The 22213-nt window shown below is 64.0% G+C and carries 23 protein-coding genes; 12 read left to right on the top strand and 11 right to left on the bottom strand.

Annotated features, from left to right (window positions below; genetic code table 11):
* Positions 1-10: 10 nt before the first annotated feature.
* Positions 11-1255 (top strand): MFS transporter, encoded by a 1245-nt coding sequence (locus tag BM162_RS03245; RefSeq protein WP_093417553.1) that lies wholly within the window; start codon positions 11-13, stop codon positions 1253-1255.
* Here BM162_RS03245 and BM162_RS03240 read toward each other — a convergent pair.
* The 3 genes from BM162_RS03240 to BM162_RS03230 are packed head-to-tail and all read right to left on the bottom strand — an operon-like array spanning position 1217 to position 3519.
* Positions 1217-1816: a Smr/MutS family protein gene (locus tag BM162_RS03240; protein WP_093417550.1), complete on the bottom strand. Its 600-nt coding sequence runs from the start codon at positions 1814-1816 to the stop codon at positions 1217-1219. The genes BM162_RS03245 and BM162_RS03240 overlap by 39 nt on opposite strands.
* Positions 1817-1820: 4 nt before the next feature.
* Entirely contained in the window at positions 1821-2849 is a 1029-nt protein-coding gene (gene mltA, locus BM162_RS03235) for a murein transglycosylase A (protein WP_245759151.1), read from the bottom strand.
* A 1-nt stretch (position 2850) separates the two neighbouring features.
* The gene (locus tag BM162_RS03230; RefSeq protein ID WP_093417548.1) at positions 2851-3519 is read right to left on the bottom strand and encodes a Tim44/TimA family putative adaptor protein; all 669 of its coding nucleotides are present in this window, start codon (positions 3517-3519) and stop codon (positions 2851-2853) included.
* A gap of 104 nt (positions 3520-3623) precedes the next feature.
* Between BM162_RS03230 and BM162_RS03225 the strand changes: the two genes are divergently transcribed.
* Complete coding sequence (locus BM162_RS03225) at positions 3624-4133, top strand: FxsA family protein (RefSeq protein WP_093417546.1); 510 nt, start codon at positions 3624-3626, stop codon at positions 4131-4133.
* Between the two features lie 57 nt (positions 4134-4190).
* Positions 4191-4724, top strand: a complete 534-nt coding sequence (secB, locus tag BM162_RS03220) for a protein-export chaperone SecB (protein ID WP_093417543.1) — start codon at positions 4191-4193, stop codon at positions 4722-4724.
* Here secB and dnaQ read toward each other — a convergent pair whose 3' ends face one another.
* From dnaQ to BM162_RS03200, 4 genes are read right to left on the bottom strand one after another with little or no spacing between them, the layout of a single operon-like run.
* Positions 4725-5417, bottom strand: coding sequence for a DNA polymerase III subunit epsilon (gene dnaQ / locus BM162_RS03215; RefSeq protein ID WP_093417541.1), 693 nt, complete (start codon positions 5415-5417; stop codon positions 4725-4727).
* Positions 5410-6009: a dephospho-CoA kinase gene (gene coaE / locus BM162_RS03210; protein WP_093417538.1), complete on the bottom strand. Its 600-nt coding sequence runs from the start codon at positions 6007-6009 to the stop codon at positions 5410-5412. The genes dnaQ and coaE overlap by 8 nt, the downstream gene beginning before the upstream one ends.
* Complete coding sequence (locus tag BM162_RS03205; protein ID WP_093417535.1) at positions 6006-6842, bottom strand: shikimate dehydrogenase; 837 nt, start codon at positions 6840-6842, stop codon at positions 6006-6008. The genes coaE and BM162_RS03205 overlap by 4 nt, the downstream gene beginning before the upstream one ends.
* Positions 6839-7447 (bottom strand): Maf family protein, encoded by a 609-nt coding sequence (locus tag BM162_RS03200; RefSeq protein WP_093417532.1) that lies wholly within the window; start codon positions 7445-7447, stop codon positions 6839-6841. The genes BM162_RS03205 and BM162_RS03200 overlap by 4 nt, the downstream gene beginning before the upstream one ends.
* A 404-nt stretch (positions 7448-7851) precedes the next feature.
* On the opposite strand from BM162_RS03200, the gene hemJ reads away from it, so the two are divergent.
* The 7 genes from hemJ (at position 7852) to BM162_RS03165 (ending at position 15219) form a co-directional block, all read left to right on the top strand.
* A complete protein-coding gene (gene hemJ, locus BM162_RS03195) occupies positions 7852-8304 on the top strand; it encodes a protoporphyrinogen oxidase HemJ (protein ID WP_093417826.1) in 453 nt (150 codons plus the stop codon).
* A gap of 117 nt (positions 8305-8421) precedes the next feature.
* Positions 8422-9693 carry a transcription termination factor Rho gene (gene rho / locus BM162_RS03190; protein ID WP_093417529.1) on the top strand — a complete coding sequence of 424 codons (1272 nt, stop codon included), beginning with the start codon at positions 8422-8424 and terminating at the stop codon, positions 9691-9693.
* Positions 9694-9717: 24 nt separating this feature from the next.
* The gene (gene mnmE, locus BM162_RS03185) at positions 9718-11004 is read left to right on the top strand and encodes a tRNA uridine-5-carboxymethylaminomethyl(34) synthesis GTPase MnmE (protein ID WP_093417526.1); all 1287 of its coding nucleotides are present in this window, start codon (positions 9718-9720) and stop codon (positions 11002-11004) included.
* Between the two features lie 9 nt (positions 11005-11013).
* Positions 11014-12879 carry a tRNA uridine-5-carboxymethylaminomethyl(34) synthesis enzyme MnmG gene (mnmG, locus tag BM162_RS03180; RefSeq protein WP_245759150.1) on the top strand — a complete coding sequence of 622 codons (1866 nt, stop codon included), beginning with the start codon at positions 11014-11016 and terminating at the stop codon, positions 12877-12879.
* Positions 12880-12881: 2 nt separating this feature from the next.
* Entirely contained in the window at positions 12882-13505 is a 624-nt protein-coding gene (gene rsmG, locus BM162_RS03175) for a 16S rRNA (guanine(527)-N(7))-methyltransferase RsmG (RefSeq protein WP_093417519.1), read from the top strand.
* On the top strand, positions 13498-14289 hold the full coding sequence (locus BM162_RS03170) for a ParA family protein (protein ID WP_093417516.1): 792 nt from the start codon (positions 13498-13500) through the stop codon (positions 14287-14289). The genes rsmG and BM162_RS03170 overlap by 8 nt, the downstream gene beginning before the upstream one ends.
* Positions 14290-14304: 15 nt before the next feature.
* Positions 14305-15219 carry a ParB/RepB/Spo0J family partition protein gene (locus tag BM162_RS03165; protein WP_093417514.1) on the top strand — a complete coding sequence of 305 codons (915 nt, stop codon included), beginning with the start codon at positions 14305-14307 and terminating at the stop codon, positions 15217-15219.
* Here the strand turns inward: BM162_RS03165 and hemW are convergent, their stop codons facing one another.
* From hemW to rph, 3 genes are read right to left on the bottom strand one after another with little or no spacing between them, the layout of a single operon-like run.
* Positions 15220-16377 carry a radical SAM family heme chaperone HemW gene (gene hemW / locus BM162_RS03160; RefSeq protein WP_245759149.1) on the bottom strand — a complete coding sequence of 386 codons (1158 nt, stop codon included), beginning with the start codon at positions 16375-16377 and terminating at the stop codon, positions 15220-15222.
* Positions 16370-16981, bottom strand: coding sequence for an RdgB/HAM1 family non-canonical purine NTP pyrophosphatase (gene rdgB / locus BM162_RS03155; protein ID WP_093417509.1), 612 nt, complete (start codon positions 16979-16981; stop codon positions 16370-16372). Before rdgB ends, hemW begins: the two co-directional genes overlap by 8 nt.
* Complete coding sequence (gene rph, locus BM162_RS03150) at positions 16978-17688, bottom strand: ribonuclease PH (protein ID WP_093417507.1); 711 nt, start codon at positions 17686-17688, stop codon at positions 16978-16980. Before rph ends, rdgB begins: the two co-directional genes overlap by 4 nt.
* A 118-nt stretch (positions 17689-17806) precedes the next feature.
* Between rph and hrcA the strand changes: the two genes are divergently transcribed.
* Together hrcA and BM162_RS03140 are read left to right on the top strand one after the other, a co-directional pair.
* Positions 17807-18871, top strand: coding sequence for a heat-inducible transcriptional repressor HrcA (gene hrcA, locus BM162_RS03145; RefSeq protein WP_093417823.1), 1065 nt, complete (start codon positions 17807-17809; stop codon positions 18869-18871).
* An 11-nt stretch (positions 18872-18882) separates the two neighbouring features.
* Positions 18883-19488 carry a nucleotide exchange factor GrpE gene (locus BM162_RS03140; RefSeq protein ID WP_093417504.1) on the top strand — a complete coding sequence of 202 codons (606 nt, stop codon included), beginning with the start codon at positions 18883-18885 and terminating at the stop codon, positions 19486-19488.
* On the opposite strand, the gene mutS is transcribed toward BM162_RS03140, so the two are convergent.
* The gene (mutS, locus tag BM162_RS03135) at positions 19489-22146 is read right to left on the bottom strand and encodes a DNA mismatch repair protein MutS (protein ID WP_439332812.1); all 2658 of its coding nucleotides are present in this window, start codon (positions 22144-22146) and stop codon (positions 19489-19491) included.
* Between the last annotated feature and the right edge of the window lie 67 nt (positions 22147-22213).

Genomic DNA, 22213 nt, shown 5'->3' with positions numbered 1-22213 from the left:
GACAGGCGGAATGAGCTTCGCCGCCTTTCTCCGCCGCAACGCGCCGTTCCTTGCCGTCGGCGTCCTGATGACGTTCTGCTCAAGCTTCGGGCAGACGTTCTTCATCTCGGTCTTCGCCGGCGCCATCCGCGATGAGTTCGCGTTGAGCCACGGGACCTGGGGCGCGATCTATTCCGCCGGCACCACGGCCTCGGCCGTCGCGATGGTCTGGGCCGGCCTGCTGACCGATCACTTCAGGGTGCGCGTGCTGGGCGCGGTCGTCCTGGTGGCCTTGGCCTCGGCCAGCCTGTTGATGGCCGCGGTGCCCGCTGCATGGCTGCTGCCGGTCGCGATCTTCTTCCTGCGGTTCTTCGGGCAAGGCATGTCGGGCCTGATCGCCATGGTCGCCATGGCGCGGTGGTTCGTCGCCACGCGGGGCAGGGCGCTATCGGTCGCCACGCTGGGCGTCGCAACCGGCGAGGCGTTTCTCCCCTTGGCCTTCGTGGCGCTCCTGGGGCCGTTCGACTGGCGCGCGCTATGGGTGGTCGCGGCGATCGTGCCTTTGGCGCTGGTCCCGCTGCTGATCCCGCTTCTCCGTCTCGAACGCACGCCGCAATCGGCGGCCGCCGAGACGCAGGCTGTCGGCATGCTGGGCGAACAATGGACGCGTGTGCGGATGCTGCGCCACTGGCTGTTCTGGTTCATCGTGCCGGCTCTGCTTGCTCCCGCGGCATTCAGCACCGCGTTCTTCTTCCAGCAGGTGCACCTGGCCGAGACGAAGGGCTGGGAGCATATGGGCCTCGTGGCGCTGTTTCCGGTATTTACGAGCGCGTCCATCCTGTCGATGCTGGGATCCGGCGCTGTGATCGACCGGATCGGGACCGTAAGGCTGATGCCTCTGTACCAGCTTCCCATGGCGGCCGGCTTCGTGCTGATGAGCCAGGCAGGCACACTTGGCACGGCCGCCATAGCCATGGCGCTGATGGGCCTGTCACAGGGGGCGAACCAGACTGTCCCAAACGCCTTCTGGGCCGAGTTCTACGGCACGCGGTACCTCGGCGGGATCAAGTCGCTGGCCGCGGCGGCGATGGTGCTGGGCACGGCAATCGGGCCGGGACTGACGGGCGCGCTAATCGATAAGGGAATCGTTTTCGAGAACCAGATGATAGGCATCGCCGTCTACTTCGTCAGCGCTGCCGTGCTCGTCGGCACCGGCATCGCACGGGCACGCCCGCTGCTATCTGCGGCGACGGAGGTAAACGTAGTACGCCCCTGAGCCACCGTGGCTTTGATGGGCTTCGCTGATCTGCAGCACGGCGGCGCGCAACGGCCCGCTGCGCAGCCATTGCGGCACCTGGTGCTTCAGCAGCCCCCGCCGCTCGGGGATCGGGCCGTCGTTGCCCTTGGACTTCCCCTTGCCCGTGATGACCAACACCAACCGTTTTCCCTGCGCATGGGCCGACAGGATGAACTCGTTCAGTCTGGGGTGCGCCTGCGCCAAGGTCATGCCGTGAAGGTCCAGCCGTCCTTCGACACCCAGCTTGCCGCGCTTCATCCGGGTGAAAGCCTTGCGGTCCATCTGAAGCGCGTCGCGCGACAACTGCTCGGACAGCCGCGGGGCTAGATCGGGACCGGAGGTCGAGGACGCAGTTTCTCCGACGCGGAAGGGCCGGACGGGTTCGGGCGGAGAAGCCGAGTGCTGCATCGGCGGCCCCGCCTTGGGCTCTTCTGGCGCGGGCGCTCGGCGCTCGGGGTGCAGCGGTGCCGCCGTCCGCGCCACCTTCTGCCAAAGCTCACGCTCCTCGGGCCGCAGCCCGCGGGTCTTGCGCCGGGACACGGTCTCAGACCTCCGGGGCGAGCGCGTAGGCGCGCTGGATCGGCAGCAGGACGACCATCCGGCCCGGGTCCTTGATCGTCCCGGCCTCGCGCCCGGCCTTGGCCCCGGTCCCGAAGAAGATGTCCGCCCGCTGCGGTCCCTTTATGGCGGATCCGGTGTCCTGCGCGACCATGAGCCGCCGCATTGGCTGGTTTCCGTCCTTCTCGATCCAGACCGGCGCGCCGAGCGGAGTGAAGGCCGGATCGACGGCGATCGACCGGAATTCGGTGATCGAGCGGTTCATCGCGCCCAGCGGACCCTTGTGCGCAGGCAGGCGCGAGAGGACTCGGAAGAAAACGTAGGAGGGGTTGTGCCGCAGCAACGCCAGCCCCTCGGCCGGGTTGCGGTGGACCCAGTTCCGGATGACCTGCGCCGAGACCTGGTGCGCCTCGTAAATGCCGCGGCGCACGAGTTCGCGGCCGATGGACCGGTAGTCGTGCCCGTTCTTGCCGGCATAGCCAACCCGAAGCGACGACCCGTCCGGCAGGCGGATCCGCCCGCTGCCCTGCACATGCAGGAAGAAAGCGTCCACCGGGTTGTCGACCCAAGCGATCTCGAGCCCCTGGCCTTGCAGCACGCCGTCTTCTTCGATCTCGGCGCGCGAATACCATGGCGCGGCCGTGTCGATGTCGGGCGGCAGGCTGTAGAGGGGGTACTTGAAGCGCTCGGTCTCGACCAAGGACCCTGTCAGTTCCGGCTCGAAGTACCCGGTGAAGAGCATCGGCTCGCCGTCCTCGATTAGGACCGGGCGAAAGAAGACCTCGAAGAAGGCGCGCGCGTCGGTCTGATCCTCGGCTACGCGGCAGATCGGGCGCCATTCGGGGTGGTCGAGGTCGCGGCAGGTATTCAGGAACACCTCGAGCGCGGCCGAATGATCGTCATCGGCCCATCCTTCGAGGTCTTCGAAGCTCAGGATGGTGTGGCGTACCTCGGCCGCGGCGGGCGGCGTCATGGCAGAGAACGCCGCGAGGAGAACCGCGCCGAGGTACCGCATATCATTCCCCGGTGGCGACCAGCTTCCAGTTCGGGTCGTCGGTGCCGAACACCCGGCCGAACGTCCAAATGTCGCGCTGGCGCTTGATCTCGGTCGCACTGCCCTCGACGATTTCGCCCTCGGCGTCGCGGACGACGGACGTCAGTTCGCCCAGGAAGCGAACGGTAATCTCGCCCTCGCGGGTATTGCGGTCGAAGGTGGCGCGGACCAGCGTCACTTCACGTACACCGACGAAATTCGCCTCGATCTGAAGGCCCTGTTCCTGGCGCTGCGCGATCACGTCCTCGAAAACGGCGGCGACGTCTTCGGCCAGGAAGTCGCGGATCTCGTCCATCTCGCCGCGCTCGAAGCCCATCAGAATCATCTCGTAGGCCGAGCGTGCGCCCTGCAGGAATTCGCTGACGGAAAAGCCCGGCTCGGTCATTTTCATTGCGGCCAGAGCCTTCGCGTCGTCCGAACCGTCGGCGACGTGATCGGTGATGTCGCGGTCGGGGCCGCCCTCGATGACCTCGAACTCGGGACGAGAGCTGCGCAGGCGGTCGCCTTGGGACGGCTTCGAAAGAGGCGGTTTCTCGAACCCGTCGCGCGTTCCCAGCACGCTACGCAGTCTCAGGATCAGGAAAACCGCGATTCCGGCCAGGACCAGAAGCTGGATAATGGCAGAGTTCATCAACACCTCTTTCGGCGGGCGGGGTTGGTATCAGGCAGGTCGTCCTCCTATGTAGGTGGCGGGGCAGACCAAGTCTACCGCTGCTCCCGACTGGAGGTTGCCTAATGTGGCTGTTCGCGCTGTTCGTTGCCATTCCCCTGATCGAGATCGCCCTGTTCATCCAGGTCGGTGGCCTGATCGGGCTGTGGCCGACGCTTCTGATCGTGGTTCTGACGGCGATCGCCGGGACATACCTGGTTCGCACGCAGGGCGCGCTCGCGATGTCTCAGTTGCGGTCGTCGTTCAACCGGATGAGCGACCCGACCGAGCCGCTGGCGCATGGCGCGATGATCCTGATCGCCGGCGCACTTTTGCTGACGCCGGGCTTCTTCACCGACGCCATCGGCTTTGCGCTGCTGTTTCCACCGTTTCGCCGGGTTGCATTCCGTTGGCTGCGCGCCCGCGTGCGGGTCAGCAGCTTTTCCTATGGCGCAGGCGCCGATCCCCGTGCCAGCGGGCGTAATACGCGGCCGTCCGGGCCGCAGACCATCGACGGAGAGTACGAAGACCTGGATCATCCGCAGCGCCCGACCCATCGGCCGAGTGGCGCACCGTCGGGCTGGACCCGGCATTGAGGCCCCCCGGCCTTCCTGCTAGCAAAGCTGTAAAGCATTTCAGGAGGAGCCGGAAACATGGCGGACGAGGATCAGACGAACGGCGCGCAGGCGAACCAGCCCGCCGCGGACACCGAAAACAAGCAACCGCAAGTGCCGCAGATGCGCATCCTAGGGCAGTTCATCCGGGACATGTCGTTCGAGAACATCGTGGCCCAGAAGGGCGTTGGCGGTGACGCCAAGCCCGACGTCCGGGTTCAGGTCAGCCTCGACGCGCGCAAGCGTAAGGATGCCGAGAACCAGTACGAGGTCATCAGCAAGTTCAACGTCACCTCGCGTGACAAGAACGGCGACGCGACGCTCTTCGTCCTCGAGCTCGAATACGGCGGCATCTTTCAGGTCGATGGCGTGCCGCAGGAGCAGCTGCACCCTTACCTGATGATTGAATGCCCGCGCATGCTGTTCCCCTTCGTGCGCCGCATCGTCAGCGACGTGACCCGTGACGGTGGCTTCGCGCCGCTCAACCTCGACAATGTCGACTTCGTCGCGCTGTATCGCCAGATGATCGCCGAGCGTCAGAAGCAGCAGCAGGCCGCTCAGCCGACCAACTGATCAACCGAGCTTGCGCCAGAGCGCGTCGTCGCCCAGCACCTCGACGAAGGCGGCATGGGCGGCGGCTTCTTCGGGTGTTATGCGCGGGGGCAGGGGCTGTGGACGCGGGCGGGGACGCCAGGCCTCGTGCCCCTGATCGCCGCCGGTTCCGGAGGTGTCAGCCGCCAGCGTGAAGCCGGGTTGCCGACCGCCGATCAGCTCCAGGTACACTTCCGCCAGGATCTCGGAGTCGAGCAACGCACCGTGCAGCGTGCGCGACGAGTTGTCGATGCCGAACCGGCGGCACAGTGCGTCGAGCGAAGCGGGAGAGCCCGGAAACTTGCGCCGCGCGATGGCGAGCGTGTCGACCGCCCGTTCCCACGGAATTTGCGGCAGCTTGATCCAGCCCAGCTCAGCGTTGAGGAATTTCATATCGAACGCGGCGTTGTGAATCACCAGCTTCGCGTCGCCCACGAAGTTCAGGAACGCCTGGCCGATCTCGCGAAACACCGGTTTGTCGCGCAGGAAGTCATCGCCGAGCCCGTGCACCTCGAACGCCTCGTGCGGCATCGAGCGCTCGGGGTTAATGTACTGGTGATATGTCCGGCCGGTCGGGACGTGATTGAACAGCTCGACGCCGCCGATTTCGACGATGCGGTCGCCGGTTTCGGGTTCGAAGCCGGTGGTTTCGGTGTCGAGGACGATCTCACGCAAGGCCGTGCTTCCTTCTGATTCGGTCCCACGTTTCTCTCACCTGGGCACGGGCGGTCTCAAGGTCCGTCGTGGCGATCACGTGCTCCGCCCGGTCACGCTTTTCGGCGTCGGGCATCTGCGTGGTTAGGATGCGCTCAAACATATCAGCCGTCATGCCCGGTCGATCGAGCACCCGCGCGCGCTGCACCTCGGGCGGAGAAGAGACGACCACCACCTCGTCCATGTCCCTGTCGCCCCCCGTCTCGAACAGCAGCGGGATGTCGAGCAGGACCGCCGGCGCGTCAATGTTGGCAATGAAGGACTGGCGGTCCTCGGCGACGAGAGGGTGAACCACGGCTTCGATCTTCTTCAGCGCGCCCGGCTCTTCCTCGATCCACGCTTTCAGGGCAGTCCGATCGACTACGCCGTCGCGCACCGCGTCCGGGCGCAGGCGCGCGATGGGCATGGCCGCCGCCCCCCCGGCGGCATACAGGCGGTGTACTGCGGCGTCCGCGTCCCAAACCGGCACCCCGAGCTCGGCGAACATGCCTGCCGTCGTCGACTTGCCCATGCCAATGGACCCGGTGAGCCCGATGAGGATCGGGCGTGTCACTGGCCGAGGGCCACGCGCCGCGTCTCCTCGTCCACGACGGGCCGTACGCCGAACCACCGCTCGAATCCGGGCACGGCTTGGTGGATCAGCATGCCCAGGCCGTCAACGGTTACGCAGCCTCGCTCTCGCGCGCGCTGCAGAAGCGCCGTGTCCAGCGGGGCGTACACGAGATCGGTTACGACGGCGTCGGGCGAGAGGCCATCCAGCGGGACGCGAAGCTCGGCCTTTCCAATCATGCCCAGCGAGCTGGCGTTCACCACCGTCGCCGCCCCATCCAGAGCGTTGCCGGCCTGAACCCAGTCATATACGACGACACGCGTACCGAATTCCTGCCGTAGCGCTTCGGCCCGCGCGCGGGTGCGGTTCGATAGCCGGATTTCCGGCACGCCGGCGTCAAGCAGCGAACAGATGACGGCGCGCGAGGCGCCTCCAGCTCCGAGCACGGTTGCCGGGCCGACGGACGGGTCCCAATGCGGGGCCGCGGTGCGCAGGTTCTCCATGAACCCGTAGCCGTCAGTGTTATCGGCATATATCTTTCCATCTGGCTTGAACGTCAGCGTGTTCGCCGCGCCGATGAGTGCCGCGCGATCCGCCACGACGTCGGCAAGCTCCAACGCCGCTTCCTTGTGGGGGATCGTGACGTTGACGCCGACGAAGCCGGCCTTCGGCAGCGCGCGCAGCACCTCGGCCAGGTTCGACTGACCCACGTCCATCGGCACGTAGTGGCCGCGCAAACCATTGGTGCGCAGCCAGTGGCCGTGTAGCGCCGGCGACCGACTGTGCGCGATGGGCGAGCCGATGACGCCGGCGAGCGGAATCTTGTCGTCGTTCATGCAGACAAAGTGCCCCGCAGTACGAGATAGGACAAGATCTCGAGCAGCGGCATGCCGAGGACTGTGAACTGATCGCCCTCGATCCGAGTGAACAACCGCGCGCCCTCTTCCTCGACCTTGTAGCCACCGACAGAGTGGCGCACGCTGTCCCAGTTCCGGTCGAGGTAGTCTTCAAGGTAACCGGGCGAGGGCGCGCGCATGTGCATCCGCGCCACGCCGACATGCCGCCAGACCGGCTTCGCGTCCTCGTAGATGACAGCGGACGAGAACAGCATGTGTCGCTGTCCGCCGAGGCGGAGAAGCTGCACCTTCGCATCCTCGACGTTTTCGGGCTTCGAGAGCACCTCACCCTCGAACGCAAGCACTTGGTCGCAGCCCAGCACCAGGCCGCCCTGTTTGCCGGCCACCTTCCGCGCCTTTCCATCGGCCAACGCGTCGGCCACGTCGCGCGGGTTGGCCCCCTCGGACACCATGGCTCGTTTGACCGCATCCTCGTCGACGCGCGCCGGCATCGCCTCGACCGTGAGTCCCGCCGAACGAAGCATCTGAAGCCGGGTCATGGAGGACGAGGCGAGGATCAGGTGGGGTGGGACAGGTCTGTGCATAAGATCCGGACGGTAACTGTGTGGTGTGTGAACGGATCCGCCCTCCGGGACGGCGGCAGTAGATCCGCCACCACTCTTGGCTTTCCGTAGTCGCGGTGTCCACAGCGGATCCGGATCCGTCACAGGCTGGGGATGACGGATCCGTCGCCCGAGTCTCTCAACATGACTCCACTGAGTTATCCACAGCCGGATCTTCGTAAGACATTGAAATAAATCGGTTTATAGGCGCTTTACATGAGTTGTTAGATTTATCCACACTGCGACTCCCACAGATGACGGATCCTGTTGATCAGTTCAGGGACGGATCCGGTAATCCACTTATCCCTAGCCCCAACAATCACATCATCCTTTTTCTTTATATTCTTTATTGTTTAGAGGGGCAGGGCATGGAGCATGGGGACAAGATGGCCGACCTTCTCGCGTATGCGTACCCGTGGGTGAAAAGCTTCCACGTCGTCTCGGTGATCGCATGGATGGCCGGCCTGTTCTATCTGCCTCGCCTCTTCGTCTATCACACCGAGCAGACGGACGGATCCGCTCGGATGGACGGCGCCTTCCAGACCATGGAGACGAAGCTTTTGCGGCTGATCATGAACCCGGCGATGATCTCGACCTGGCTGTTCGGCTTTCTGCTCCTCTCGACGCCGGGGATCGTGGACTGGGGGCAGCCATGGCCGTGGATCAAGGCCGCGGGAGTCATCGCTCTGACCTGGTTTCACATGTGGTGCGCCGCCCGTCGACGTGAGTTCGCCGAGGGCAGGAACACCCGCACCGGCCGGACATACCGGATGATGAACGAGGTTCCGACGCTTCTGCTGATCGTCATCGTAATCGCGGTGATTGTTCGCCCATTCTGACGGTTCTTGACTCGGCGAAGAGCAGCCTCTAGCTATCCTGCCACCGATCGTCCGATCGCCGAAATTCCCCAGAGAACCGACCGCGTGCCGCTTGTCCGGCCGGTCCAGGATATTTTCATGAGCAACGACCGTCTGAACCTGTCCGATCTCAAGGCCCAGAGCCCCAAGGACCTCCTCTCGCTGGCGGAGGAACTTGAGATCGAGAACGCCTCGACCATGCGCAAGGGCGACATGATGTTCGCCATCCTCAAGGAGCGTGCCGACGAGGATTGGGTGATCGGCGGCGACGGCGTGCTCGAGGTGCTGCAGGACGGTTTCGGTTTTCTGCGCTCGCCCGAGGCGAACTATCTGCCGGGCCCCGACGACATCTATGTGTCGCCCGACATGATCCGCCAGTACGCGCTGCGTACCGGCGACACTGTCGAAGGCGAGATCCGCGCACCCGACGACAACGAGCGCTACTTCGCGCTGACGAAGGTCGAGAAGATCAACTTCGAGGAACCGGCGCGTGCCCGCCACACGGTCGCGTTCGACAACCTCACGCCGCTCTACCCGGATGAGCGGCTGAAGATGGAGATCGAAGACCCGACCATCAAGGACAAGTCGGCCCGGATCATCGACCTTGTCGCGCCCATCGGGAAGGGCCAGCGTTCGCTGATTGTGGCGCCGCCGCGGACAGGCAAGACCGTCCTGCTGCAGAACATCGCCCACTCGATCGAGGCGAACCACCCCGAGTGCTACCTGATCGTGCTGCTTATCGACGAGCGGCCGGAAGAAGTGACCGACATGCAGCGGTCGGTGAAGGGCGAGGTCATCTCATCGACCTTCGACGAACCGGCAACCCGGCACGTCGCGGTGTCGGACATGGTGATCGAGAAGGCGAAGCGCCTGGTCGAGCACAAGCGCGACGTGGTCATCCTTCTTGACTCGATCACGCGTCTCGGCCGCGCCTTCAACACCGTTGTCCCGTCCTCGGGCAAAGTGCTGACCGGCGGTGTCGACGCCAATGCTCTGCAGCGGCCGAAGCGCTTCTTCGGCGCGGCGCGGAACATCGAGGAGGGCGGTTCGCTGACCATCATCGCCACCGCGCTGATCGACACCGGCAGCCGCATGGACGAGGTCATCTTCGAAGAGTTCAAGGGCACCGGCAACAGCGAGATCGTGCTGGACCGCAAGGTGGCCGACAAGCGCGTCTATCCGGCGATGGACATCCTCAAGTCGGGTACCCGGAAAGAGGACCTTCTGGTCGACAAATCCGATCTGCAGAAGACGTACGTGCTCCGCCGCATCCTCAACCCGATGGGGACCACGGACGCGATCGAGTTCTTGCTGTCGAAGCTCAAGCAGACGAAAACGAACTCCGAGTTCTTTGATTCGATGAACACCTGACCAGGGCAACCTGGGAGTGCATCCATGGACACGATCTATGCCCCCGCGACGGCACGGGGCAAATCCGGTGTCGCGGTTATCCGCATTTCGGGTCCCGACGCTGTGGTCGCGGCCGAGCGTCTTTGCGGGAGTTGTCCTCCAGCCCGCCAGGCTGGGCTACGACAACTAGCTGACTCTAATGGAGAAATCTTAGATCAGGCGCTTGTCCTGCGGTTCGAGAAAGGTGCCAGCTTTACTGGTGAAGAGATTGTGGAGTTCCAGGTCCATGGGAGCGTGGCCATTGTCGGCGCCGTTCTTCATGCGTTGGAAGAGGTGCCGGGGCTGCGTATGGCGGAGCCTGGGGAGTTCACCCGGCGCGCGCTGGAGAATGACCGGCTCGACCTGACGCAGGTCGAGGGGCTGGCCGACCTCATCGACGCCGAGACCGAGGAGCAGCGGAAGCAGGCTGTCCGTACCTTCACCGGCGCGCTCGCCGCCAAGAGCGAGGAGTGGCGCCAGAAGCTCCTGAGAGCAGCGGCGCTTCTCGAGGCGACGATCGACTTCGCCGACGAAGAAGTGCCGGTGGATGTCACGCCAGAGGTGGCGGCACTAATCGACGAGGTGAGGGAAAGCCTTTCGGGTGAGATTGAAGGTAGCCGCATCTCGGAGCGTTTGCGGGACGGATTTGAGGTCGCGATCGTCGGACTTCCGAACGCAGGGAAGTCGACATTGTTGAACGCGCTCGCCGGTCGAGACGCCGCGATAACGTCCGACGTCGCCGGGACGACGCGAGATGTCATCGAAGTACGAATGGACCTTAAGGGGCTTCCGGTTACGTTCCTCGACACCGCGGGTGTGCGCAAGACAGCCGACCGGGTCGAATCGCTTGGCGTTGAGCGCGCAATCTTGCGCGCGAGGGGAGCTGATCTGCGCGTGATCCTGATCAGTGCACCCGAAGAAGAGCCCGTGATGCAGCCGGAGAAGGGCGACCTGCTCCGCATCGCGAAGTGCGATCTTCGGCGGTCCAGCATAAACGGAATATCCGGGAAAAGCGGAGCAGGCGTATCTGAGCTTCTCGATCAGATAGTTGATACGTTATCCAGCCGCATGGCGCGCTCTGCAACTGCGACAAACGCGCGTCAACGCCAAGCGATGCAAAAAGGACTGCAGAGCCTTTCAGAGGCGCAGGCGGGTCTCGCCGGTCCGGGCCCGGATGAAATCGTGGCCGAGGACCTGCGTGCGGCAATCCGAGCGTTGGATGCCCTTGTAGGACGCGTCGACGTGGAGCATATCCTCGGGGAGATCTTCGCGTCCTTCTGTATCGGGAAGTAGGTGTTTCACGTGAAACAAGATGATTTCAACGTCATCGTGGTCGGCGGCGGCCACGCCGGGACCGAGGCAGCGCATGCTGCTGCACGCATGGGTGCTGCTACGGCGCTTGTGACACCGAGCATCGACGACATCGGTGTCATGTCCTGCAATCCGGCGATTGGCGGGCTCGGGAAAGGCCATCTTGTCCGCGAGATCGACGCGATGGATGGCTTCATGGGCCGAGCTGCAGACGCTGCCGGCATCCAGTTTAGGTTGCTGAACCGAAGGAAAGGACCGGCGGTTCAAGGCCCCCGCGCGCAAGCCGATCGGAAGCTATACAGAGCGTTCGCGCACACCGAAACGTTGCGCGCCCCGAATTTGATGGTGATCGAAGGTAAAGTGGTCGATGCCGTAATCGAAGACGGGGCTGTCCAGGGCGTGCGGCTTGCGGATGGGCGACATGTCCAGGCGCAGGCGGTAATCATTACGACAGGGACCTTCTTGCGTGGTGTGATCCACATCGGCGACCGCTCGTTCGCAGGTGGCCGAATGGGTGAAGAAGCCTCTACGCCGCTTGCTGAACGGATTTTCGACCTGGGCCTTCCGTTTGGCCGCCTGAAGACGGGCACTCCGCCACGCCTCGATGGGAGAACCATCGACTGGGACAGGCTGGAGATGCAGCCGGGCGATGATGACCCGGTGCTGTTCTCATTCCTTTCGAAGAGCGTCGCGGCTCGGCAGATCGCCTGCGGCATATCCAACACCACGGAAGAGACGCACCGGATCATTCGGGAGAACCTGTCTCGCTCCGCTATGTATGGCGGTCACATCGACGGTGTCGGTCCACGTTATTGCCCCTCAATCGAGGATAAGGTGGTTCGATTCTCCGACAAGCCGTCGCACCAGATCTTCCTTGAGCCGGAGGGTCTTGAGGATCCCACAGTCTATCCGAACGGCATCTCAACGTCGCTTCCCGAGGAGGTACAGGAACTTTATGTCCGTACTATTCCCGGCCTTGAGGAGGTCCAAGTACTGCAACCAGGCTACGCGATCGAGTATGACTACGTCGATCCGCGGGCTCTTGACGCCAGGCTTGCGGTACGTGGGGTGAGGGGCCTCTTTCTCTCGGGTCAGATCAATGGGACCACCGGCTACGAGGAAGCCGCTGCACAGGGTCTGGTTGCGGGATTGAACGCCGCGCTCGAAGTACAGGGACGCAAGCCAATCATCTTTAGCCGGTCATCCTCCTACATCGGCGTTTTGGTTGATGATTTGATTACGCGCGGCGTATCCGAGCCCTACAGGATGTTTACCTCCCGTGCCGAGTTCCGGCTGTCGCTGCGCGCGGACAATGCGGATCAGCGCCTGACCCCCGTGGGACTGGAGCTCGGCTGCATTTCGCCGGAGCGCAAAGTTGCTTTCGAAGAGAAGTCGAGGGCCCTGGAAGAGGGGCGCAGGCTCTTGCAGGCGAGGCTCTGGTCGTCGAATGAAGCGCAGTCGGCTGGCATCAAGCTGTCGGCTGACGGTTCAAGGAGAACTGCGTACGATCTTCTTAGCATAAGCGGCGTCACCAGGGATCAGCTCGAGCACCTCGAACCCGGGATCTCTGGCATTGACCGAGGCATCTTCAGCCAGTTGGCGAAGGATGCGATGTACGCGCACTATGTTGAGCGGCAGAAGCGCGATGTTGAAGCTTTGAAGCGAGATGAGGCCGTTGAGATTCCGGAAGACTTCGAATTTTGCAGCGTGAATGGGCTGTCTAACGAGCTCCGGACGAAGCTGGTAGCTGCGCGGCCTACAACGATCGCGCAGGCGGCGCGGATCGAGGGCATGACGCCTTCCGCGCTCACAGCGATTCTTGCGCGCTTGCGTGTTGCCGCCCGCGCGAGTGCGTGACGATGGACCCTCAGGCTGAACTCCGCGAGGCGGACGTCGATGTTTCACGTGAAACTGTAGAGACGCTAGAGCAGTACGTCCGGTTACTCCGAACGTGGAACACAAAGATCAACATCGTCGCTCCCGGTACGGTGAGAGATGCATGGAGCCGGCACATCGTTGATTCCGCGCAGCTTTTCCCGATGATGCGGGAAGGTCAGCACTGGTTGGACGTCGGAAGCGGGGGCGGGCTTCCAGGGTTGGTCGTCGCCATCTTAGCCAAGGAAGATGCACGTGACCTTGAGGTCACGTGCGTGGAGAGCGATGCTAGGAAGTGCGCCTTCATGCGCACTGTGGCCCGCGAGCTAAAACTTCCGGTCCAAATCCTTCGCGCACGGGTCGAAGAGCTGGAGCCGCAGAGGGCGGATGTAATCTCTGCGCGCGCACTTACACAACTTCCTGGGCTCCTTGATATCGCAAGTCGTCATCTTTCTGACGGAGGAGTCGCCCTGTTTCCGAAGGGCGAAAAATACGCACTCGAAGTTGAGAAGGCTCGGGAGCGGTGGACTTTTCGGTGCGAACAGGTACAAAGCAAGACCCACCCAGACGCCGTTGTCCTGAAGATCGGAGACCTCCGCCGTGCATGATCAAGCACCACCTCGGATCATTGCGATCGCCAATCAGAAGGGCGGGGTCGGAAAGACGACGACAGCGATCAACCTCGGTGCGGCCCTGGCGGCTCAGGATCGGCGTATCCTAGTCATCGATCTCGACCCGCAAGGAAACGCCTCCACGGGTCTTGGGGTTGAGCCGGAACAGCGCGATCTGACTACCTACGATCTTCTGCTTGAGGGCGCGTCGCTGAATGACGTGGTCCGGAAGACCGACGTGGCGAACTTGGACATAGCCCCGGCGACCACCGACCTGAGTTCTGCGGACATCGAACTTGTTTCCAACGAAAACCGGATCACGCTGCTTCAGCGTGCTCTCGCCGAAGCGACCACGAGCTATGACTACGTGTTGATCGACTGTCCCCCGTCGCTCAGCCTTCTGACGGTGAACGCGATGGTCGCTGCTCATTCGGTCCTGGTGCCGCTGCAGAGCGAATTTTTTGCGCTTGAAGGTTTGTCGCAGCTCATGCTGACAGTTCGGCAGGTGCGACAGTCTGCGAACCCGGACCTCCGCATCGAGGGCGTCGTTCTGACGATGTACGACGGGCGTAACAGGCTGGCGCAGCAGGTTGAAAGGGACGCGCGGGAGACTTTAGGGGATCTTGTGTTCCAAACGGTGGTGCCCCGGAATGTCCGGATCAGCGAAGCTCCGTCCTACTCGAAGCCGGTGCTGGAGTATGATCCCGGTTCCAAAGGAAGCCTGGCATACCAAGAATTGGCGAGAGAAATACTGGCGCGGCACTCGGTCGAACTCGCTTGAGGCAGGAAAGAAGTGATGAATGAGAAAAAGCAAGAACGCCGGGGTCTGGGGCGGGGACTGTCCGCGCTGATGGCCGATGTCGCCGTGGCCGAACCCGAGCCGAATACGGGCGCCATGTCTACAAAGCGGCCGGATCAGATGCTCCCTATCGAAAAAGTCGTTCCAAACCCAGATCAGCCGCGTCGCACCTTCACACAAGAAGCGCTGGACGAACTTTCGGCATCGATCAAGGAAAAGGGGATCATCCAGCCCCTAATCGTGCGTCGCAGCCCGAGCCAAGACGGCATGTACGAGATCGTTGCGGGTGAGCGCCGGTGGCGCGCTGCGCAGATGGCCAAGCTGCACGAGGTTCCGGCGCTGATCCGGGAGTTCGACGACACAGAAGTCCTCGAGATCGCGATCATCGAGAACATCCAACGTGCCGATCTGAACCCGGTGGAAGAGGCGGGAGCCTACCGTCAGTTGATGGACCGCTTCGGGCACACGCAGGAGAAGTTGGCGGAAGCGCTCGGCAAAAGCCGCAGTCACATCGCGAACTTGCTCCGACTCCTGTCCTTGCCGCCGGACGTGCAGGAATACCTTCGCGAGGGACGTCTTTCGGCGGGACACGCGCGCGCGCTGATTACAACCGATGATCCGTCTGCAATCGCGCGGGAAGTGGTTGCGAAGGGTCTTTCGGTTCGCGAGGCCGAGAAGCTGGCGAAAGGCCATGGCAAGACCCAACGCAGCAGGTCACAGGCGCCGCGTGCGCAGGCCGAGAAAGACGCCGACACGCGGGCACTCGAACTGGATTTGTCTGCGGCAACCGGCATGGGCGTCTCGGTCGACCATGACGCCGGCGGTGAGAGCGGATCCGTCACGATCAGATACAAGACCTTGGAGCAGCTGGATGAACTCTGCGGCTTGCTATCGGCGACGCAGACCGCTTGATCAGTGGGCGAGCAGGCGGCCCAGGATCGCGTTGAGCAACGGACGGCCCTTAGGGGTTGTCCGCAGCCTGCCCATATCTGTTTCGACAAAGCCCATCTCTGAAAGCTCTGCGATGGCCTCTAAGGGCGGGGCTGCGCCGAAAATCGCCTCGTACCGTGCAAGGTCGACGCCGTCGTTTACGCGCATGCCCATCAACAGGTACTCTTGTGCCTGCTCCTGCTCGGCAAGGCGCGACCACGTCTCTGCTGTTGCGTCGCGTTCGACTGACGTCAGCCATGCCCCCGGCTGACGGGCGGCTTCAACGGCGTGCCGTTCGCCGTTGCGCGTAACCCGGCCGTGCGCGCCGGGTCCGATGCCGATATAGTCGCCATAGTGCCAATAAATCAGATTGTGTCGCGACTCCGCTCCCTCAGCCGCGTGGTTCGATACCTCGTAGGCGGGCAGGCCCGCCGTGCCACAAAGGTCCTGCGTGATCTCGTACATATCCGCTGCGGCATCTTCAGACGGGAGGCCCCTTAGCCGGCCACGCGAGTATCGGTCGCCGAACGCGGTTCCGGGCTCAATTGTGAGCTGGTACAGTGAGAGGTGATCGGCTGCCATTGCGAGCGCTTCCGTGAGTTCGCTGCGCCAGGCGCCCGGTGTTTGGGACTGCCGGGAATAGATCAGGTCGAAGGAAACTCGATCGAACTGCTTTCGTGCAATCTCAAAGGCCGTCCGGCCTTCCTCTACGCTATGTAGCCGACCAAGCGCCTTGAGATCAGCGTCGTTGAGCGCCTGAAGTCCGAGCGATACGCGGTTCACTCCGGCAGCGTGGTAGCCGGCGAAGCGGCTGGCTTCCACCGAGGTCGGATTTGCTTCGAGCGTGATCTCGAGGTCGTTGGAGGTGCGCCAGTTGCGGCGGATCCGGTCGATGATCGCGGCGACCGTGTCGGGGTCCATCAGGCTGGGTGTGCCGCCGCCGAAAAATACGGATTGCAGGATGCGGTCACCGGTGAAGCTGGCGTACCTGTCGAGTTCCCTCAAATACGCGTCGCGCCAGCGCCGCTGGTCGATGTTGGCGCTGACGTGGCTGTTGAAGTCGCAGTAGGGGCACTTTGCCTGGCAGAACGGCCAGTGGATGTAGAGACCGAAGCCCCCGTTGCGCCAGTCTTCACTCAAAGCAGCCAGCCACCAGCTTGCGGAAGGCGTCGGCCCGATGGCTGATTTCGTTCTTCTCCCACCGATCCATTTCGCCGAAAGTGATGTCATACCCGTCGGGCTGGAAGATCGGGTCGTAGCCGTGACCCCGATCGCCTTGCATCGGCCAGACGAGACGACCTTCGACCTTACCTTCGAACACCTCGTCATGGCCATCGGGCCAAGCAAGGACGAGCGTGCAGCAGAAACGCGCCGTGCGAGGGTGGGGGGCGCCCAAGGCTTCGAGCCGCTGATGCGCCTTTGTCATCGCCATGACGAAGTCGCGGCCGTTACCGGTTTCGGCCCAGTCTGCGGTATACACACCAGGCGCGCCGTTGAGTGTGTCGATGCAGATTCCGGAATCGTCAGAAAGCGCCGGAAGGCCGGTGGCCTTAGCGGCGGCATGAGCCTTGATGCGGGCGTTTTCGACGAAGGTCGTGCCAGTCTCTTCGGGCTCGGGCAGCGCATGGTCCTTTGCCGAGCTCACGCGAACGCCGAAGGGCTCGAGGAGCTTCGCAATCTCCTCAAGCTTGCCGGTGTTGTGTGTGGCGACGACGAGTTCACGACCCTCGAACTTCCGGGTCATGCCACGGCAGCCTTCTGGGCTTCGACCAACAGGGCGGTACCCTGTCCTGCGAGGTCGAGGAGAGTGCCCATCTCGTCCCGCGAGAAGGTCGCGCCCTCGGCAGACATTTGCACTTCGATCAGCCGGCCGGTGCCGGTCATGACGAAGTTTCCATCGACACCGGCTTCGCTGTCCTCGGGATAGTCCAAGTCGACGACGGGTTGGCCGGCATAGACGCCGCAGCTCACGGCGGCGACGTGATCCACGATCGGGTCCGAGACGACGTCGCCCGCCTTCAGCATCTTGTTCACCGCCAGTCGGAGTGCCACCCAGCCGCCGGTGATGGCGGCGCAGCGCGTGCCGCCGTCGGCTTGGATCACGTCGCAGTCAATGGTGATTTGCCGCTCACCCAAGGCCACACGATCGACGCCGGCGCGCAGGGAGCGGCCGATCAGGCGCTGAATTTCCTGCGTCCGACCCGACTGGCCGTTCTTTGCTTCACGCCGCATGCGGGTATGAGTCGCGCGGGGGAGCATGCCGTACTCGGCCGTCACCCAGCCAAGGCCGGTATTGCGCAGGAACGGAGGCGGGCGGTCTTCAATGCTGGCCGTGCACAGCACATGCGTGTCGCCGCAGCGGATCAGGCAGGACCCTTCGGCGTGTCGCGTTACCCCGGTCTCGATTGAAATCGGGCGCATTTCGTCTATCTGTCGGCCTGAGGGGCGCATGAATATCTCCTGATGTTTGCGCCGGGCTTACCCCCGGCCAACGGCGCGGCGCAAGGCCGATTGACGCCCATAACGAACGTGACTTAATGTCTCCGATCCGATGAACAACATGCCACCCATGAAAGACGGCGCACGCCTGCTTGAAGAGATGAATGACCGCTCGCGCGAGGTATTTCGCCGCGTGGTCGAAGGCTATCTGGAAAGCGGCGATCCCGTCGGGTCGCGGACGCTGACCCGCGCGATGAGCGAGAAGGTCAGCGCCGCGACCATCCGCAACGTGATGCAGGACCTGGAGTACCTGGGCCTGCTCGATTCGCCGCACATCTCGGCCGGGCGTATCCCGACGCAGCTTGGGCTGCGGCTGTTCGTGGATGGCTTGCTGGAGATCGGTGACCTGACCTCGGGCGACCGGGAAAAGATCGACGCCACCCTCGGCAGCAATGAGCGGGACGTGACGACGGTGCTTGACCGGGTCGGATCCGCCTTGTCGGGCGTGACGCACGGCGCGAGCCTGGTCTTGGCGCCGAAGCACGAGGCGCCGATCAAGCACATCGAATTCGTCAGCCTGGCCCCCGACCGGGCGCTCGTGGTTCTGGTCTTCGCCGACGGGCATGTCGAGAACCGCGTATTCCTGCCGCCGCCGGGCCAGACGCCGTCTTCGATGCGCGAGGCGGCGAACTTCCTCAACGCGCTGGCTGAGGGGCGGACGCTGTCGGAACTGCGCGAGTCGATGAAAGACGAGATCAAGCGCCGCCGCCGCGAACTTGACGTTTTGGCGGCGGATCTGGTCGAGGGTGGCTTGGCCATATGGGAGAACGAAGGCGAACGATACGAGCGCCTGATCGTGCGTGGCCGTGCCAACCTTCTGGATTACGAGGCCGAGGCGGAAGAGCTTGACCGGATCCGGTCGTTGTTCGACGACCTCGAGCGCAAGCGCGACATCGCCGAATTCCTCGAGCTTGCCGAGGAAGGCGAGGGCGTGCGCATCTTTATCGGCTCCGAGAACAAGCTTTTTTCACTTTCGGGTTCCTCTCTGGTCGTGAGCCCATATATGAACGCGGACCGAAAGATCATCGGCGCCGTTGGCGTGATCGGACCCACCCGGCTGAACTATGGGCGGATCGTCCCGATCGTGGACTACACGGCGCAACTGGTCGGCAGATTGCTGTCCGACCGTGGGTAACAGGTGGAGACATGGCGAAATCCGAACGGCAGGATATCGAGAGCGCGATCAACGAAATCCTGAACGACGCGAACGAGGCGGCTCAGGAAGCCGAAGCACCGGCTCAGACCGAAGAGGCGCAGGCGGCTCCGGCGGACGCCGCAACGCAGGGCGAGATCGAGGCGCTCAAGGCCGAGCGGGACGAGTACCGCGACCGTTTCATGCGCGCGCTCGCGGATGCTGAAAACGCGCGCAAGCGGTCCGATCGTGACCGGCGCGAGGCCGAGAACTATGGCGGCTCCAAGCTGGCGCGCGATCTGCTTCCGGTGTTCGACAACCTCAAGCGCGCGCTCGACGCCGCCACGGAAGAGCAGAAGGGCACGCAGAGCGCCCTGATCGAGGGCGTGGAACTGACGCTGCGCGAGCTTCTGAACGTGTTCCGCAAGCATGGAATCGAGCCGGTGTCGCCCGAGGTGGGCGAGAAGTTCGATCCGCAGCGCCACGAAGCGATGTTCGAGGCCCCGGTGCCCGGCACCAAGCAGGGCGAGATCATCCAGGTCATGGCCGACGGTTTCATGCTGCACGACCGCCTGCTGCGGCCCGCGCATGTCGGCGTCAGCTCGACCCCGGCGTCCTGATCAGGCGCTTTCGCGCAGCAGTTTCTTCAGATCGTAGACCAGTTGAAGCGCGTCGCGCGGGGTAAGGTCGTCGGGCACGACCTCCTCCAGCCGCGCTTCGACATCCGACTGTTTCACAGGGGACGCGGGGGCCGGCGTCGGCGCGGCCGAGAACAGCGGCAGATCGTCGATCAGCGTCGTCTGCTTGCCCCCCTCGCGCTCTCCTTCCTCCAGCGCTTCCAGCACCACGCGGGCCCGTTCGACCACCGGATGCGGTAGCCCGGCAAGGCGCGCGACCTGCACCCCGTAGGACCGATCGGCCGAGCCGCGCTTGACCTCGTGCAGGAAGATCACGTCGCCCTGCCACTCCTTCACCGCGACCGTCGCGTTTCGCACGCCGTCCAGCCGGTCGGCGAGGCGCGTCAGTTCGTGGTAGTGCGTGGCGAACAGCCCGCGCGCCCGGTTCACGTCGTGCAGGTGCTCGAGCGTCGCCCACGCGATGGACAGGCCGTCATACGTGGCCGTGCCGCGCCCGATCTCGTCCAGGATCACCAGCGCCCGGTCGTCCGCCTGGTTCAGGATTGCCGCCGTCTCGACCATCTCGACCATGAAGGTCGACCGCCCACGGGCCAGGTCGTCCGATGCGCCAACGCGGCTGAATACCTGCGAGACGAGCCCGATATGCGCCGACTTCGCCGGCACGAACGACCCCATCTGTGCGATCAGCGCGATCAGCGCGTTCTGCCGCAGGAACGTCGACTTGCCGGCCATGTTCGGGCCTGTCACAAGCCACATCGTCGCGCCGGACGCCTCGGCGGACAGATCGCAGTCGTTGGCGATGAACGGCGCGCCGCCCTGCCGGCGCAGGGCCTGTTCCACGACCGGGTGACGTCCGCCCGCCACGTCGAACGCGCGGCTCTCGTCCACCTTGGGCCGCGCCCAGCCTTCGTCGCGCGCGATGACGGCGAGGGCGGCGGCAAGGTCAATCTCGGCCAGCGCACGTGCAGCGTCGCCGACGCGGTCGGCACAGTCGAGGATGCGGGTGCGCAGGTCCTCGAACAGCCGTTTCTCGATCTCCAGCGCACGGCTGCCGGCGTTGATGATCTTGGTTTCCAATTCGTTCAGCTCCACTGTCGTGAAGCGCACCGCGTTGGCGGTGGTCTGCCGGTGGATGAACGTCTCGTTCAGTGGCGGCGACATCATCTTGTCGGCATGCGTTGACGTTGTCTCGACGAAGTAGCCCAGCACGTTGTTGTGCTTGATCTTGAGCGACCCGATGCTGGTCTGCTCGCAATACTGCGCCTGCATGCCGGCGATCACGCCGCGGCCCTCGTCGCGAAGGGAGCGCGCCTCGTCCAGTTCCTCGTCATAGCCCGGCGCGATGAAGCCGCCGTCCCGGGCCAGAAGCGGCGGCTCCGCCACCAGTGCCTGATCCAGCACGTCGAGCAGGTCCAGATGACCGCCAAGGCTTCCTGTGGCCTCGCTCAGGACCGGCGGCAGGGTCTCTCCTTCCATCCGCTCGACCAACGCCTGTCCTTGTTCCAGACCGTTTCGGATGGCCGTCAGATCACGCGGCCCGCCGCGTTCCAAAGCCAGACGGGACAGCGCGCGGTCCATGTCGGGGGCCTTGCGCAGGGCCTCTCTCAGTTCTTCGGTCAATGCCTGATCCTCGATCAGCACCGACACCGCGTCGAGCCGCGCTCGGACGGTTTCGAGGTCCCGCGACGGGCTGGTCAGCCGCCGTTCCAGCAGACGTGCGCCCGGTGCTGTCACGGTGCGGTCGATGGCACCGAGCAGAGAGCCGTCGCGCCCGCCCGAAAGGCTGCGCGTCAGTTCCAGGTTGCGGCGCGTGGCGGCGTCGATCTGCACCACCCGATCGGCCGCCTCGCGCACCGGCGGGCGGAGGAGGGGCAGCTTGCCCCTCTGCGTGATCTCCAGATACGCGACGATGGCCGCCATCGCCGAAACTTCGGCCCTTCCGAACGCGCCGAAGGCGTCGAGCGAACCGACGCGGAACAGAGACTGCAACCGGTCCTGTCCCGCGGTGCTGTCGAAGCTGGCGCGCGACAGGGGCGTGATCGACGCGCCCATTTCCGTCACGACTCCGGCGAGATCAGCCTCTTTCGCCTCGGAAACGATCACCTCGCGGGGGGCGAGCCGGGCCAGTTCCGGACCCAGCCGCACCGGTGCGCAGCCCATCACGCGGAACTCGCCTGTCGAGATGTCGACCCACGCTAGAGCTGCCTCGTCCCGAACCTCGGCCCAGGCGACGAGGAAGTTGTGCCGCCGCGCTTCGAGCAGCGCATCCTCGGTCAGGGTGCCGGGGGTGACCAATCGCACGACGTCACGCTTCACGACCGATTTAGAGCCGCGCTTCTTCGCCTCTGCCGGGTCCTCCAGCTGCTCGCACACGGCAACGCGGAAGCCCTTGCGGATCAGCGTCAGCAGGTAGCCGTCGGCGGAGTGCACCGGTACACCGCACATCGGGATCTCGTCGCCCAGATGCTTGCCGCGCTTGGTCAGCGCGATGTCCAGCGCCTCGGCCGCGGCCACGGCGTCGTCGAAGAACATCTCGTAGAAGTCGCCCATCCGGTAGAACAGAAGGGCGTTTGGGTAGCCCTGCTTGATCTCCAGATACTGCGCCATCATCGGCGTCACGGCGGATTTCGCGACGGTCATTTCGCCCCCTGCTCGAGCCCTGCGCCAAACTACAAACCCGGCCGCGCCGGCGAAAGGGCGAAACCCG

Origin of the sequence: Tranquillimonas alkanivorans (genome assembly GCF_900115595.1) — a bacterium.
GTDB classification, from domain to species: Bacteria; Pseudomonadota; Alphaproteobacteria; order Rhodobacterales; family Rhodobacteraceae; genus Tranquillimonas; species Tranquillimonas alkanivorans.
The sequence above is the reverse complement of the archived record's forward strand: the minus strand, read 5'-3'. Positions and strand labels throughout refer to the sequence as shown.

Coding starts and splice junctions, on each gene's coding strand:
- BM162_RS03225 (WP_093417546.1), top strand. CDS start 3,624: ATGTGGCTGTTCGCGCTGTTCGTTGCCATTCCCCTGATCGAGATCGCC.
- secB (WP_093417543.1), top strand. CDS start 4,191: ATGGCGGACGAGGATCAGACGAACGGCGCGCAGGCGAACCAGCCCGCC.
- BM162_RS03245 (WP_093417553.1), top strand. CDS start 11: ATGAGCTTCGCCGCCTTTCTCCGCCGCAACGCGCCGTTCCTTGCCGTC.
- BM162_RS03205 (WP_093417535.1), bottom strand. CDS start 6,842: ATGAACGACGACAAGATTCCGCTCGCCGGCGTCATCGGCTCGCCCATC.
- hrcA (WP_093417823.1), top strand. CDS start 17,807: ATGAAAGACGGCGCACGCCTGCTTGAAGAGATGAATGACCGCTCGCGC.
- mutS (WP_439332812.1), bottom strand. CDS start 22,146: ATGACCGTCGCGAAATCCGCCGTGACGCCGATGATGGCGCAGTATCTG.
- BM162_RS03165 (WP_093417514.1), top strand. CDS start 14,305: ATGAATGAGAAAAAGCAAGAACGCCGGGGTCTGGGGCGGGGACTGTCC.
- rho (WP_093417529.1), top strand. CDS start 8,422: ATGAGCAACGACCGTCTGAACCTGTCCGATCTCAAGGCCCAGAGCCCC.
- BM162_RS03140 (WP_093417504.1), top strand. CDS start 18,883: ATGGCGAAATCCGAACGGCAGGATATCGAGAGCGCGATCAACGAAATC.
- rph (WP_093417507.1), bottom strand. CDS start 17,688: ATGCGCCCCTCAGGCCGACAGATAGACGAAATGCGCCCGATTTCAATC.
- mltA (WP_245759151.1), bottom strand. CDS start 2,849: ATGCGGTACCTCGGCGCGGTTCTCCTCGCGGCGTTCTCTGCCATGACG.
- BM162_RS03230 (WP_093417548.1), bottom strand. CDS start 3,519: ATGAACTCTGCCATTATCCAGCTTCTGGTCCTGGCCGGAATCGCGGTT.
- BM162_RS03200 (WP_093417532.1), bottom strand. CDS start 7,447: ATGCACAGACCTGTCCCACCCCACCTGATCCTCGCCTCGTCCTCCATG.
- rsmG (WP_093417519.1), top strand. CDS start 12,882: ATGGACCCTCAGGCTGAACTCCGCGAGGCGGACGTCGATGTTTCACGT.
- rdgB (WP_093417509.1), bottom strand. CDS start 16,981: ATGACCCGGAAGTTCGAGGGTCGTGAACTCGTCGTCGCCACACACAAC.
- hemJ (WP_093417826.1), top strand. CDS start 7,852: ATGGCCGACCTTCTCGCGTATGCGTACCCGTGGGTGAAAAGCTTCCAC.
- mnmE (WP_093417526.1), top strand. CDS start 9,718: ATGGACACGATCTATGCCCCCGCGACGGCACGGGGCAAATCCGGTGTC.